The organism is Arcicella aquatica (genome assembly GCF_034928825.1).
GTDB classification, from domain to species: Bacteria; Bacteroidota; Bacteroidia; order Cytophagales; family Spirosomataceae; genus Arcicella; species Arcicella aquatica.
This window is the reverse complement of sequence record NZ_JAYFUL010000010.1, coordinates 150,115-163,589: the sequence shown is the minus strand read 5'-3', so window position 1 is coordinate 163,589 and position 13,475 is coordinate 150,115. Positions and strand designations below refer to the sequence as shown.

The following is a 13,475-nucleotide window of genomic DNA, read 5'->3' as shown; positions in this document are numbered from 1 at the left end:
GTCAATATCGAGTTTGGCTTGATGGCTCTTGGGCATAATTTTAGAAAATGGACTGGACACCTTACTCAAAAATTGAAGAATAATAGGGTATTGATTTGCTTTGTGAATAATCAAAGTCTATTAAAATATTTAGAATTCTTCAAATTCGACTTTAGAAAATTAGGAATGGAAAATTATAGCGTTCTATAAAATTGACCATTAAAAAGAGGCTATCCTTTTGGGACAGCCTCTTTTTTATGATTGATGGGCAACGAATTCCTACTGTTTGAGCGAAGCGAGTCGGTTCGCCGATGCGATTAGGAATTCTTGATTTTTTTATGGTCCGCCGTTGCGGTTACTTTTTGCATCAAGGCAAAAAGTAAGTACGAGAATAAATCCAAAAAACATTGAAATCTTTTAAAACTTGCTTTTCCAAGAGAAAATTCGGGATGACTCATGTTTCTTTATTAAACTGCCAAGTTAGCTTACTTAATAACTAATTCCATCCCCAAACTTAAAAAGTGCATAGCCTTTTGGTTTTAAATATCCCGGCACATCGGATTGATTTTCTGAAACGGCTTTCTCTGAAACAGGCGTGGTAAAAGGCATTTTACCTGTGGGGTTAAATGCTCCACTTACTACATCTAAAATTGCATCAGTTGTAGTACCAAATGTTGCTATTACAGTTTTTAAGTTTGTACCATCTATTTCATTAATTACCCAAGGATTAGTAAAGTTAATGGCAACCACTGTAGGCTTAGCCTTGATAATTTCATTTACATGGGCTACATCTATTTTATTTTTGGATAAACTCAATTCAATCGGTTTTCCTTGCGAACTAAACAAACTCCCACCATTAGGAATTAGCCATAATAAAACAACATCTGCTTCTTCTTTGCTTCCTACAAATTCAATATTAAGGTTCGAAATACTAGGTTTATTAACAGTAATGGGATTGGGGTTTCTACCATTGTCATAATATGTCTCAAAATATACTTTTGTCTTTTTAGTAATAGGCAAAACCTTTGTATCATTACGCAATAAAACGATAGATTTTCTCAGGGCTAAATCTGCTTTTTTCTGAAAAGCTGTATTTCCAACTGTTTTTACAGCTGTTTCTACATCAACATAAGGGTTTTCAAAAAGACCTAATTCAAATTTTTCTTTCAAAAGTCTAGTAATCGACTCATTGATTCTTTCTTCGGAAACCAAGCCTTTTCTAACGGTCTCTAGTAATAAAGACGGGTCTGCACTTCCTGAGAAAATATCAACTCCAGCATCAATGGCTTTTTGATAACGCTGTAGAATCGACAAGTTTTCTACCCCCCAAGGCATCATATCAATAGGGCCTGTATCTGAATTTATAATTCCTTTAAACCTAAGTTTTTTTCTCAGCAAATCTTGTATAATTGCTTTGTTGTACGAAAATCCAACTTCTTCAAATCCATCTCCTTTAGGGGCAGAATAATAAGGCATAATAGCCGAAGTCCCTGCTGCAATGGCTGCTATAAAAGGCTTTAAATGGTATTCAAACATTCCGCCAGGATAATGTGCATTTTTCCCCCAATCAAAATGGGAATCTTGCCCACCAACTTGTGGTCCACCTCCTGGGAAATGCTTGGTAGTCATAGCTACTGAGTTTTTATTCAATTTATTGCCTTGAAAACCCAATACAATTTCGCGAATCATGCTTGATGTCAAATCAGCATTTTCACCAAAAGTGCCTTCAATCCGTTGCCAACGAGGTTCGGTAGACAAATCTGCCATATACATATAGCCTTTTCGTAAGCCTACAGACGACCATTCTTTACCAGCTATTTCAGCAAATTCATGAGTAAGTTTTAAATCTCGCATAGCAGCCAAGCCTAATTCTCCGGGCCATTTTGAAAAAACAGTTGTACCTACACTCAGTCCTATTGAGGCATCAATCGTAACATGATTACGAGGATTGGAAGCAACGATAGCAGGAATGCCAAGGCGTGATGTTTCGCATAACGCTTGCAGATTATTTGACCATTCTGCCATGATTTTGGCTGTAGTATTGGCTCTTAGAATGAAGTGACGAAGGTGATAATTCATTACGCCTTTTGTTGTTCCAGCGGCTGACATGGTAGGAGCTGGCAGAGGCTTACGGGTAAACATATTGATGGGTTGCATCAAATCTTCTTCATTAAAACCACTCGAAATCTCCGCTTTAGGTGCATTAGGTTGAAAAGAATAATCACCAGCCAAACGGGTGCTACTAATAATCATAAACCCTATTTTCTCTTCTAAAGTCATTTGAGCAACCAAGTCTTTTACTCTTAAGTCAATGGGCAGTCGCCAGTCTTCGTATTTATCAAGTTTAGCATTCTTGTTTAAATCCTTAAATACTAGATTTTTCACTTTCAAAAGACTAACACTTCTATTGCCAAGTTCGGGCTGTATTATTTTCTGAGCATTTGAGCCTAGCGTAAAAAATGTTTGAAACACCATTACCGCTGTAGCTTTTAAGTAAATATTCATATCTTAACTTTAGTTTTAATGAACCAATTAGAAACAATCACCATTATTGTAGTTAATTTACCTCTCAATACAAGCTTTACCATAGCGAAAGGCTTATTTCATAAAGCCTACTATTATAAATTTATACTTATTTTTTATAAATAAAGTTATATTTTATAATCGTATAGAGATGACAAACAATCTTAACATTTAAAACCATGAGTGACTCGAAATTCCCAGAAAAATCAATCTTTATTTGTGATGGAAGCAAATGCGGAAAACACAAAGAAGTACGCAAAATTTTTAAAGACGCCATTAAAGAAAATGACTTAAAAGATACTGTAGAGATTTTTAAAATAGAATGTACTGACAGATGTAAACAAGCACCAGTTATGTGCTTTCAACCACAAAACAAATGGTTTACTGAGGTTTCGATGTGGAAAGCCGAGAAGATTTTTAAGGAAATGATTTTAACTAATTAACGATTCAACTGCCTGAATTGCTCGGGCGTTTGATGAACATCTTTTTTGAACACCCTTATAAAATATGAACAATCGTCATAACCAAGGTGATAGGCTATTTCACAAATAGACATACTTGAGTGCAATAAAAGCCTTTTGGCTTCTAAAATAATACGATTGCGGATTAGTTCTCCTGCTGTTCTGCCTACTATTTTATTACAAATGGCATTCAAATAATTAGCAGTGATATTTAGTTGACTAGCATAATTTTTCACAGATTTGTATTTCAGATAATTGTCTTCTATCAGATTTTCAAAACTTTTGAATTTTGAGATGCTTAATGTAGAAGTATCGTCTTTGTAATTAGGTTGGTATATCCTCAGTGCCTGTATCAGAATTTGCTTAAGAATCGTTTTGATGAAAGATTCATAATGTGCTTTTTTATCTGAATATTCTTGAATAATTTCTTCAAAAAGGGTTTCAATCACTTTGCTTGTTGACTCAGCAAAAACAATCATTGGCTCATCATTCGGACTATTATTGAAAAAGGGTAATCCATTCAACGAAAGATTATTTTCATCTACTTCATAGAATTCTTTCTTAAAGAAAAAGGAATACCCTTCAATATCATCACTAAGGTTCCATTCATGTACCTGCCCTTCATTCATTAAAAAAAGTTGGTGCGGTACTACCTCGTAATGCCTGAAATCAATATCATGAGTACCCGACCCTCTTTTTATATAAATCAAATTATAAAAATCATGTCTATGCGGAAAATCAGCAGGAGTCAATGTTTTAGCATGAACCTCTAATCTTCTAATATCCATATTCATCATGATATGCGTACCACAACTATTTAGTTGCTCGATGGTGATGATTGGAATTGGTTTTTTCATTTTATAGACAGAAGACTAAAGACTAGAAGATTAAGAATATAATTTTATAAGATTAAGATAGAAGAAACAAGACAAAAGAAGTAAGTTTTATAAAGACTAAAAAATCTTGTCTTATATCTTATGTCTTGCGTCTTCTGTCTATAAAAAAACTTAATGTGGTAATTTATCTCTTAAATATCCGTACACCCACGTACCAGCAATAGCACTTATTAAAGTGACACTTACTACTGCAAAACCGCTACCGATTTGAGCGAACAATGGCCCTGGACAAGCACCAGTAATGGCCCAACCCAAGCCAAAAATTAAGCCTCCATAGATTTGCCCTTTATTGAAAACCTTATCATGGAAAATGATTTTTTCGCCAGAAAGTGTTTTTATCTTAAATTTCTTAATTAGAAATACAGAAGTCATTCCTACTATCACAGCCGTACCAATCACCCCATACATAAAAAATGATTGTAACCGAAACATCTCTTGTATTCTGAACCATGAAACTATTTCAGCTTTCACGAATACTATCCCAAAGATGATACCTACTAGCATATATTTAAAGTTGCTAGCGAAGGATTCTTTTTTAATTTGTTCGTTTGGTGCATCACACACAAACTCTTCATTCATTAAAACATCTTGTTTTTGCATGGTCTTAGAAAAGTTTAAAGATAAGAGGTAACAGCAGGAATGTCATCAAAAAGCCCCCAATCATAAATGAAATAGTAGCAATTAATGACGGAAGCTGTAGGGTTGATAAACCCATGATAGCATGTCCAGAAGTACAACCGCCTGCATATCTTGTTCCAAAACCAACCATAAAACCACCCAATATAAAAAAGAAGAAGCCTTTCAAAGTAAAAATATTGTCAACGTTAAATAAATCAGCAGGCATTAAGTTTGAAAAATCTGTAATACCCAAAGCTTTCAAATCCGTAACCGTTTGTTCACTGATGACAATTGTATTTGGATTGGATAAAAAATTGGTAGCGATAAATCCACCAATTAATACGCCTGCTACAAAAAACAAATTCCATATTTCTTTCTTCCAATCATATTTGAAGAAAGAAATATTAGCAGGAAAACAAGTTGCACAGATATGACGTAGAGACGATGAAATCCCAAAAGATTTATTCCCAATGATGAGCAAAGTCGGTACAGTTAGACCAATTAGTACTCCGGCAACTGCCCAATGCCAAGGCTGACGAATTAATTCTATCATTTTTCTCGATGTTAAATATTATTTTAATTTAGAAGGACATACAAAATCTGTTGTAGGAACAGCTGTTTTAGCAATCTCATTAAAACCTCCAGCCACATCTACTACATTATCAAAACCTCGGGCTTTTAAAATAGAGCTTGCCATCATAGAACGATATCCCCCCGCACAATGAATATAATTAGTTTTTGTTTTTGAAAATTCAGCCATGTTATCACTTAATACTGCTAAAGGAATATTCATAGCTTCGTCAATATGCTCGGCTGTATACTCTGTTTGCTTACGAACATCCTTCACAATTAATTGCCCGTTAGCTTCTTCAAATCTTTTAGCAAATTCAGTCGCTGATATAGATTCTATACTATCTGTTTCTTTACCTGCCTTTATCCAAGCCTCGATACCTCCTTCCAAATAACCAATCACATTGTCGTAGCCAACTCGTGAAAGACGTGTAACAACATCATCGATATTTTCTTCATCTGCAATAAACAGAATTTCTTGTTCGATGTCAGTAATCAAAGTGCCAATCCACGGAGCAAAATCCCCTTTGATACCAATATTAATTGAATTAGGAATAAACGCATCTTTGAATACTTGTGCTGAACGAGTATCCAACACAACAGCTCCAGTTTCATTGGCAGCCGCCTCAAAGGCTTCTACCGATAAAGCCTGTACATTATTGACAATTTCCTTCATCGTTTTGATACCTGTTTTGTTCATCATTACGTTTTTAGGGAAATAATATGGGGGAGGCAACAAGCCATCGGTTACTGCTGCGATAAATTCTTCTTTGGTTTGTTCTTTCAAAGCATAGTTAGTCGCTTTCTGATTACCCAATGTGTCAAAAGTTTCTTTGCTCATATTTTTACCACAAGCCGAACCAGCACCATGCGCAGGAAAAATAATTAAATCATCTGGCAATGTCATTATTTTATTTCTTAACGAATCATATAAAAAACCTGCTAAATCGTTTGTCGTGATACTTCCCAATTTCTGAGCTAAATCTGGACGACCAACATCCCCAATAAAAAGGGTATCTCCAGAAAACAGACAATGCTGATGACCGTTCTCATCTGTTAGTAAAAAACATGCAGACTCCATCGTATGTCCTGGCGTATGGAGTACTTTGATGCTTACTTTTCCAATTTGAAAGACCTGACCATCTTCTGCGACAATACAATCGAAACTAGGATTGGCATTGGGACCATAAACAATAGAAGCACCCGTTTGGCGAGATAAATCTAAATGCCCTGATACAAAATCTGCATGAAAATGGGTTTCAAAAATATATTTAATTTTTGCATTATTTCTAGCAGCCTTCGCAATATAAGGTTGTACTTCACGAAGAGGATCAATAATGGCGACTTCACCTTCTGATTGAATATAATAAGCACCTTGTGCTAAACAGCCTGTATAAATTTGTTCTACTATCATTGTTAATGAATACATCAATGAAATGTATTAGTTTATTGATTATTGATAAATAATATTAAATACTTAAAGTTTTTTCTTTAGAATTAGCACTGAAACGATACAATAGAATGCAACTGGCAACCACAAAATGGAGAGTGAACTATAAAAAAAGGAAGCGATTCCCCCGACTATGAATCCTATAATATTCAGCATTTTAACACTGAAAGCTTTCAAAAAATCTTTTCTACAATCTGCTGAAAACCCTCCAAAAAAATATTTAGCCATATCAAGTCCAGAAGCCATTACTACACCTGTAATTTGCGAAGCTCTAATCTGATTTTCGCTATGATTAGCTCCAAAAGCATTTTGCGTGCTGGAAACTAAAAAGAGCAACCAAACCACTAAATTCTGTGACCAAAGAGCATATAACAAAATAATAAGATTCAAGAAAATAGGTAACGCTTTTATATAAGCTTTATCGGTTTTTTTTCCATAATAAAAACATGAAGACGCCCAAAATGAACCTAACCAATACATAAAAATATATGAACTGGTAATAAGGATGTCTTTATACGTTTCTGTTTTATTGGACAAAATACTTGTACTATAATGTCCAGTAACATTTGTTACAACCAATCCTAAAAATTGTATGCCCAAAATATTAATAATTCCCGAAACAAACGAAAAGGAAAAGGAGGATATATATGTTTTTCGAGTAATCATTAATGGTATTATTAAAATTAATATATGTTGTTTTTTTCATATAGAAATGTAAAAAAAGTTACATATTGCAATCGCAATTTTCAATACATTGTAACAGTTTAACGATTTCTTTCTCTTTCAAATCATAGTATACATTCAATCCATCTTTTTGAGATTGAAGTATTCCCCGAAGCTTCATATTAATTAAATGATGAGAAATCAGCGATTGTTCGCAGTCTAGGGCTTTGCAAATATCGTTTACGCCCATTTCTCCTTGCTGATTCAGCAAATCTATAATGGCTAAACGAACAGGATGTGCCACAGTCTTTAAGATATAGGCAGCCTTCTCCATTTTCTGTTTACTGGCTTGAAATCTTTCTTTAGGGGTGTTTTCTAATATTTCCATTGCTGTCTTGTTAATCACAATACAAATATATGATAATATTTTCATATAGAAGTATAGAATTGTTCAATACGATGCTATTTAGGTAAATTGTACTGTAAATTTGTTGATTTGTTCGATAAAAACCATACTTAACCTTCTTTACTTTCTTGAATATCTTTTAAAATTTTATGGTCAATATAAAAAGTACCAAACGGTAAAATACTGGCTACTAATACCTTCCAAGTTGTGGTCGAAAACTTCCAGTTTTCTTCTACACCCACACTTAAAGCATTTAAAATGAAAAGGATAAATAATGCCCCATGAATAGGTCCAAGTATTTTTGTTCCTGCTGGACTATCAAAATAATATTTCATCGGCGTAGCGATAAAAAGTAATAATAAAAATGATACTCCTTCAAGAAAAGCAATGATGCGCAAACGCCCAATATTGGTAGATAATAATGTTTTCATCTTAAAATGGTCTAAAAAGTGGTCTATGTGCTAAAGGAGAAAATGGCCAAGGAATGGCTATGAAAATGATGAATAAAGCTAATGAAAACCAAACTAACATTGTCTTATATTTAACTTCATCGTTTTTTCTACGTTTTGCTAATGCCGAGCCAATGGTTAAAACTATGATGGCAATCGACATTAAAAGGATATGTATTAAACCGAAAAAAGTAAATTCTAAGTGCTGAATAGCCTGCTTAAAATTACTTAAAAAATATTTAACTGTTGGGCTTTTAATATAAAGATTAATCCCAACAATTAATTGAATATGGGCAATAGTAGCTGTCCAGTGTCTGACTAAATTGTCTGTTTTAGAAAAAACTGTCTGATTCTTTAAGCCCATATATACTCTGAATAGAGAATATATAATACTAATTAAGACTAGCCACCTTAACAGAGAATGAATAAATAAGAGTATTTGCATCGATATTTTCAGTTTTAATACTGCAAAGATATTCAAAAACATACTAAATAGTATGTTTTTGAATAAAAAATTATTCCAATCGATTAAAATAGTCTTTTAACTCATTTAAATAGGCTCGATAATAATCAGCGTTCTCATATAATTTTCCTAAATTTCTGATACCTCCATAGCTGGCAGAGACAAAGATTGCTACTTGTTTGCTATTAACATCTGCCCTTACCAAGTTTGAAGTTTTTGCTCTCTCAACAGCTTTCTCTATACTTTGTAAAACATCATCCATAATTTTAGTAAGTGCTTTGCTAAAGTTTTCATTCAAAGGAGCCATTTCTTGAATCAGGTTGTTAGTAGGACAACCATATTTAATGTGCAAATAAGGTTCTTGCATTAATAAATATTCCATCATGTGATAAATAGCCATTAATGGATTTTCAGCCGTCAAAAGTGGCTCTAATAACATTTTCCCCATCGTTTGCTGCATCATTTCGTTAATGACAGCAAGCCCCATTTCTTCTTTATTTTTGAAGTGGTAAAAAAAAGCACCCTTTGTTACTTTAGTAGTAGCAATAATATCGTCAATACTAGTAGCCTGATAACCATTGATATAAATCAACTCAAAGGCTTTTTGAAGGATTGTCATTCGTGTTTCAGCAGCTTTTCCCATATTACTATTCCTAATTAATCTTATTTGATGATACAAAGATGGTTGATTTATTGAAAAATTCTCTCATCATGATAGGTTGTAAATTATTAACCCTTGCACACAAAGTTTTTAACTTTGGTGTGCAAGGGTTAATTTCTCAATACTATTAAAATATAGTTGACTATATTTTAAGCTTACTCTTCTTTACTAAATCAAATTTATCTCCCTTTTTCAAAAAGTACATTTTCATTTCATTTTTCTTTTGTTGGGTATCAAAAATCAACACCTGACTTTCGCCTAGTACTTCAGCTAATTTATTGTCTTGTACGTATACAGCTGTGTTTTCATCTATACCAATTCCTAATAACGTTGGATTTTGAAGAATTAAGCCCATCAAGCGATTTTCTCGTTGTCTCTTTACAAAATGCTGATCTACAATTACATTGGGTAATAATCCTAAGCCTTTTTTAGTTTCAACCTGCGAACCGTCAATTACATCCAGTTTACCTTCGCCCGTAATCATCTTTTCAGACATGATGGCTGTTCCTGCACTAGTACCAGCAAAAACGATTTGTTTGTGATAACGTTCGTGCATAGCCTTGAATAAACTTTCGTCTTCCAACACCTTCATAATCCGAACTTGGTCGCCTCCTGTAAAGAAAACGCCTTTAGCTGTTTTTAACTGACTCAACAATACTTCTTTAGACTCGACTGCCAACGGAGAAACTGGTGCATGAACAACTTTAATAGGAGATAATGCTGAAATATCTTTTTTGATAGATTGAAAACTGGCTTCTTGTTCGCCACTTGCCCATGTAATAATTAATATCTCGCCTTGGTCTTTACCACTTAATTCAACAAATTTTGTCAATACATCGGCAGGACGTTTTCCCCCTCCGATAATAATTAAACGTTCTTGAGCATAAGTAAAGCCTGAACACAATAAAATGATTGATAGAATTTTTAGAAGCATGTTTGTAAGAATTATTTGTTGAAGAATTTTCTTACAATATCGCAAATGTAATTTGTAAAAAATAGTATAAAGATATTCTGTTTGAGGATTCTTATCTCTGAGTTTTATATTAAAAATTAAAATGATACTTTAGAGAATTGAATAGATTGTTATTCTAACAATGTAAAAATCACTAAAAAAAGAGAAGGAAAAGTTATGCCTCCCTATTATGATATTTACGGGCTTTCAAAACAGAGAGACAAAGTAACCGTTGAAAAGTTTTTAGACTATTTTTCTTACAGAGATAAAATTGAAAACAGAGAAGAGCAAGAAATTTTTGTATACAAAAATGAGCAGTATGATGTAGAAGAAACTTGGACATCAATTAGAACTTTAACAGAAGTAATTGATTATGGTCTTATCCATAGAAACTATGGATTTGCTTTTTATATTGGAGATTATTTAAAAAAAGAAGTAAGTCATATAATATTAAAATTTACATTCGATGAAAAAATTATTTTTGGAATATCTATTGAAGAAAAACTATTAAAGAATGGTAGCTTAATTGACAATTATGACAAAGCATTTGAAGTAGAAAAATTAATTATTGAACTGACAAATGCAACAAAAACTTCTATACAAGTTGAATATGCCCCTTCAGATGATGAAGATGAATTTGACGATGATATTGAATTATGGAAAAATATGAACGAAGAAAAACGAAAGAAATAAGCACAAATCGTTAGTAAAACTACCAAGAGCAAAATGTAGCGGTAACCCTTGCGGTTACCGACATTCCGACAAAAGAAACGGTAACCGCAAGGGTTACCGCTACAATTATCCAAAATATTATTTTCTCAAGCCAATTCAAATCAGAGATTTTGAAGAAAAATACACTATTCCTTCAGTAATCTAATACTATAAATTGCCCCAGTACTTTGTTTATTTTTAGCAACAAATTTGATATTGATAGCTTTTGTATTCAATGCTTGTGGCAATTCATAATCAATATCTGATGGCTTTCTCGACTTTTTTGCTTCTAGTTGAATCGTTTTAAACAACTCACCATTGATAACAATATCAAATTCTCTTACTTTATTTTCATTCCCTACAGTAACTCTTAATTTCTTAGCAGTCTGCTCAATATTTCTTAAATCATAGCTAATCCAATCGATAGTGCTTCTCCAAAAAGCACCTAATTCTCCTCCTGTGTTTGATTGATTTCCTTGAAAATGATGGTCGGCTTCGGGTTGTTGTTCTCCTAAAGCAATTTGGTCTATGGTTTTCTGTTCCAATGCTAATTTCAATTGCTCTTTTTCCTTCATTTCCTGAATTTTACCAGCCAATTGTTCTTGATTCATTACAGGAAAATACATCATATAACGGGCATCGTGCAATTGATAAAAAGGAATTAAGGTGAGTGATTGGTATTTGCTTGGATAAAGTGCATCACCCATTGAAAACTGTAAAGCTGTATTTTTGATAGGCTGTATTTTCGATAAATATTCATTAGAATTACTTACTAAAATCGGTGCTTCATCTAAAGGATATAGTTTTCCTGAGGCTTCATGTCCCATACGACTATCGTTAGCAAAAAGTCCTTTTAGGTCTGTTGTATCTGTTTTGGCTGCTAATACGATTGGTCCGTGTACAAATGAAACCCAAGATGAACCATCTGGAAGTGTTTCAGCTATAGTTTCCATCGGGAAAACTAGCGATACTTTATCCCCTGATTTCCAAGTTCTATTGATGGTAATAAACGACGATGGTTTTTCATTCAGCACAAAGGATTTACCATTGATTTTTACTTGAAAAGCATTTTCTTTTACCCATTTCGGGTAGCGAACATAAAGCGTAAAGGTTTGTGGTTTTGTAAGTTTTAAGATAATTTCTGAATTGGAAGTGTTTGGAAACTGAGTATTTTGAGTAAGTACTATTCCTTTTTCTTTCCAGTTCACGGTTGAAGCCATGAAGAGATTTACATATAAATCTTTGTCGGTATGGGCGTAAATCATTTCTCCATATTTCCCGTGATTTTCTAACCCTGAGCCTACACAACACCAAAAGCCTTCTTGTGGTTGTGAATACACACGGTAGTGGCGAGGACGAATAGGCGTAAAATATACAAATCCTCCTTTAGTCGGATGTTGAGAAGACAAAATATGGTTGTATAAAGTACGTTCATAAAAGTCTATATAATTGGCTTTAGGTTCTGACAAAAACAAAGATTTAGTCAGTTTGAGCATATTATAGGAATTACAAGTTTCTGGACCTTGATTAGATTCTAACATTGGCGTAAAATCATTAATAGGATTAAAATGTTCTCTGAAACTATTTCCGCCAAAAGAAACACTGCGTTTTGAACTGACATTTTCCCAGAAAAAATTAGCGGCATTAGCCCAATCTTGGTTATTCGTCAAACTTGCTATACGCTGAAAACCAATCACTTTCGGAATTTGCGTATTAGCATGCAAGCCTGTCAGCGCATCTTTTTGTGCTAAGAGAGGATTTAAAATAGCACGATGAGATATCTTCTGAGCTATCTCTAAATATTTTTTTTCTTTCGTAATTTCATACAACTCAGCATATACCTCATTCATTCCTCCATGTTCAGTTTGAAGCATTTTTTGGATTTGAACTTCATTCAAGTTTTGAATCGTACCAGCAAACCAATCACCTAATTTTACCAAAACCGTTAATGCTTGTTTATTACCTCCTACCGTATAGGCATCGTATAAACCTGCAAATAATTTATGAATATTATACAGAGGCACCCAAGTATTGTTTAGTCCAAATCCACTACCATCTAAATCTCCTTTGGCAATCCTCGACCAAAATACTTTTCCCTGTGGAATACCTCCGACATAACCATCACCATTTTTTTCCTGACATAAAGCCAATTCAGACACCATGTAGTTTAGGCGTTTTTGCATTTCAGGGTTATTGGTGGAAGCATACATCAACGCCAAAGCTGATAAATAATGCCCCCCAATGTGTCCATCTAAACCAGAATTCTCCCAGTTTCCATATCGTTCTGCTTTTAATGGCAAGCCTGCATCTATGCGATATGGAGCTAACAGTCTATCAGGATTTAGGGCAATGATATATTTCATATCCACCTGCTGTGCATTCAAAAATGGACCCGCTTGCAAACGAACAGCTTGTAAAGGAAAACTTTGAAGCTTTGGAGTAGCAGAAGACGTTTCTTGTTGAGCATAACTTGTTGTTAAAATGCTGATGAAAAACAAGAATAGAGAAAAGTGTTTGATAGACATTGGATTGTTCATGGATTAAAAATTTGACCTGAATAAAAATTGGTTAAATTTAAAATGTGTATTTTTGACACAAATATAGGTACGCTTTTTTGATTATATAAATGGTACTTATAAAAGCAAGGCTTTTAAGCACCAAATCCATAACGGG

General features: G+C 33.7%; 15 protein-coding genes. 3 read left to right on the top strand and 12 right to left on the bottom strand.

The genetic code is table 11. The features are described from left to right. The coding region (locus tag VB264_RS08855; protein ID WP_323248583.1) for a hypothetical protein at nucleotides 1-189 on the top strand (189 nt) is incomplete at its 5' end. Nucleotides 190-468: 279 nt separating this feature from the next. On the opposite strand, the gene VB264_RS08850 is transcribed toward VB264_RS08855, so the two are convergent. Next, nucleotides 469-2,454, bottom strand: a complete 1,986-nt coding sequence (locus VB264_RS08850) for a glycoside hydrolase family 3 protein (protein WP_323248584.1) — start codon at nucleotides 2,452-2,454, stop codon at nucleotides 469-471. A 227-nt stretch (nucleotides 2,455-2,681) separates the two neighbouring features. Between VB264_RS08850 and VB264_RS08845 the strand changes: the two genes are divergently transcribed. Further along, nucleotides 2,682-2,945: a (2Fe-2S) ferredoxin domain-containing protein gene (locus VB264_RS08845; RefSeq protein ID WP_323248581.1), complete on the top strand. Its 264-nt coding sequence runs from the start codon at nucleotides 2,682-2,684 to the stop codon at nucleotides 2,943-2,945. Here the strand turns inward: VB264_RS08845 and VB264_RS08840 are convergent. The 10 genes from VB264_RS08840 to VB264_RS08795 form a co-directional block, all read right to left on the bottom strand. After that, nucleotides 2,942-3,820 carry an AraC family transcriptional regulator gene (locus VB264_RS08840; RefSeq protein ID WP_323248579.1) on the bottom strand — a complete coding sequence of 293 codons (879 nt, stop codon included), beginning with the start codon at nucleotides 3,818-3,820 and terminating at the stop codon, nucleotides 2,942-2,944. The two genes, VB264_RS08845 and VB264_RS08840, sit on opposite strands and share 4 nt — an antisense overlap. Nucleotides 3,821-3,970: 150 nt before the next feature. Then, the gene (locus VB264_RS08835) at nucleotides 3,971-4,459 is read right to left on the bottom strand and encodes a DUF6691 family protein (RefSeq protein ID WP_323248577.1); all 489 of its coding nucleotides are present in this window, start codon (nucleotides 4,457-4,459) and stop codon (nucleotides 3,971-3,973) included. A gap of 4 nt (nucleotides 4,460-4,463) precedes the next feature. Continuing rightward, entirely contained in the window at nucleotides 4,464-5,030 is a 567-nt protein-coding gene (locus tag VB264_RS08830) for a YeeE/YedE family protein (protein ID WP_323248575.1), read from the bottom strand. 18 nt (nucleotides 5,031-5,048) lie between these two features. Continuing rightward, nucleotides 5,049-6,461: an MBL fold metallo-hydrolase gene (locus tag VB264_RS08825; protein WP_323248574.1), complete on the bottom strand. Its 1,413-nt coding sequence runs from the start codon at nucleotides 6,459-6,461 to the stop codon at nucleotides 5,049-5,051. A gap of 63 nt (nucleotides 6,462-6,524) precedes the next feature. Continuing rightward, nucleotides 6,525-7,163 (bottom strand): DUF1275 family protein, encoded by a 639-nt coding sequence (locus VB264_RS08820; protein WP_323248573.1) that lies wholly within the window; start codon nucleotides 7,161-7,163, stop codon nucleotides 6,525-6,527. 58 nt (nucleotides 7,164-7,221) lie between these two features. After that, nucleotides 7,222-7,548, bottom strand: a complete 327-nt coding sequence (locus VB264_RS08815) for an ArsR/SmtB family transcription factor (RefSeq protein WP_323248571.1) — start codon at nucleotides 7,546-7,548, stop codon at nucleotides 7,222-7,224. Between the two features lie 128 nt (nucleotides 7,549-7,676). After that, on the bottom strand, nucleotides 7,677-7,997 hold the full coding sequence (locus tag VB264_RS08810) for a DUF3817 domain-containing protein (RefSeq protein WP_323248570.1): 321 nt from the start codon (nucleotides 7,995-7,997) through the stop codon (nucleotides 7,677-7,679). 1 nt (nucleotide 7,998) lies between these two features. Then, nucleotides 7,999-8,460, bottom strand: coding sequence for a hypothetical protein (locus VB264_RS08805; RefSeq protein WP_323248568.1), 462 nt, complete (start codon nucleotides 8,458-8,460; stop codon nucleotides 7,999-8,001). Nucleotides 8,461-8,530: 70 nt separating this feature from the next. Further along, nucleotides 8,531-9,121, bottom strand: coding sequence for a TetR/AcrR family transcriptional regulator (locus VB264_RS08800; protein WP_323248566.1), 591 nt, complete (start codon nucleotides 9,119-9,121; stop codon nucleotides 8,531-8,533). A 160-nt stretch (nucleotides 9,122-9,281) separates the two neighbouring features. Then, the gene (locus tag VB264_RS08795) at nucleotides 9,282-10,073 is read right to left on the bottom strand and encodes a cyanophycinase (protein WP_323248564.1); all 792 of its coding nucleotides are present in this window, start codon (nucleotides 10,071-10,073) and stop codon (nucleotides 9,282-9,284) included. 195 nt (nucleotides 10,074-10,268) lie between these two features. Here VB264_RS08795 and VB264_RS08790 point away from each other — a divergent pair, with 195 nt between their 5' ends. After that, nucleotides 10,269-10,784, top strand: a complete 516-nt coding sequence (locus VB264_RS08790) for a hypothetical protein (RefSeq protein ID WP_323248563.1) — start codon at nucleotides 10,269-10,271, stop codon at nucleotides 10,782-10,784. 164 nt (nucleotides 10,785-10,948) lie between these two features. On the opposite strand, the gene VB264_RS08785 is transcribed toward VB264_RS08790, so the two are convergent. Beyond that, nucleotides 10,949-13,339 (bottom strand): glycoside hydrolase family 127 protein, encoded by a 2,391-nt coding sequence (locus VB264_RS08785; RefSeq protein WP_323248562.1) that lies wholly within the window; start codon nucleotides 13,337-13,339, stop codon nucleotides 10,949-10,951. Nucleotides 13,340-13,475: the final 136 nt, after the last annotated feature.

Coding starts and splice junctions, on each gene's coding strand:
- VB264_RS08830 (WP_323248575.1), bottom strand. CDS start 5,030: ATGATAGAATTAATTCGTCAGCCTTGGCATTGGGCAGTTGCCGGAGTA.
- VB264_RS08825 (WP_323248574.1), bottom strand. CDS start 6,461: ATGATAGTAGAACAAATTTATACAGGCTGTTTAGCACAAGGTGCTTAT.
- VB264_RS08845 (WP_323248581.1), top strand. CDS start 2,682: ATGAGTGACTCGAAATTCCCAGAAAAATCAATCTTTATTTGTGATGGA.
- VB264_RS08800 (WP_323248566.1), bottom strand. CDS start 9,121: ATGGGAAAAGCTGCTGAAACACGAATGACAATCCTTCAAAAAGCCTTT.
- VB264_RS08835 (WP_323248577.1), bottom strand. CDS start 4,459: ATGCAAAAACAAGATGTTTTAATGAATGAAGAGTTTGTGTGTGATGCA.
- VB264_RS08840 (WP_323248579.1), bottom strand. CDS start 3,820: ATGAAAAAACCAATTCCAATCATCACCATCGAGCAACTAAATAGTTGT.
- VB264_RS08820 (WP_323248573.1), bottom strand. CDS start 7,163: ATGATTACTCGAAAAACATATATATCCTCCTTTTCCTTTTCGTTTGTT.
- VB264_RS08805 (WP_323248568.1), bottom strand. CDS start 8,460: ATGCAAATACTCTTATTTATTCATTCTCTGTTAAGGTGGCTAGTCTTA.
- VB264_RS08815 (WP_323248571.1), bottom strand. CDS start 7,548: ATGGAAATATTAGAAAACACCCCTAAAGAAAGATTTCAAGCCAGTAAA.
- VB264_RS08790 (WP_323248563.1), top strand. CDS start 10,269: ATGCCTCCCTATTATGATATTTACGGGCTTTCAAAACAGAGAGACAAA.
- VB264_RS08795 (WP_323248564.1), bottom strand. CDS start 10,073: ATGCTTCTAAAAATTCTATCAATCATTTTATTGTGTTCAGGCTTTACT.
- VB264_RS08810 (WP_323248570.1), bottom strand. CDS start 7,997: ATGAAAACATTATTATCTACCAATATTGGGCGTTTGCGCATCATTGCT.
- VB264_RS08785 (WP_323248562.1), bottom strand. CDS start 13,339: ATGAACAATCCAATGTCTATCAAACACTTTTCTCTATTCTTGTTTTTC.
- VB264_RS08850 (WP_323248584.1), bottom strand. CDS start 2,454: ATGGTGTTTCAAACATTTTTTACGCTAGGCTCAAATGCTCAGAAAATA.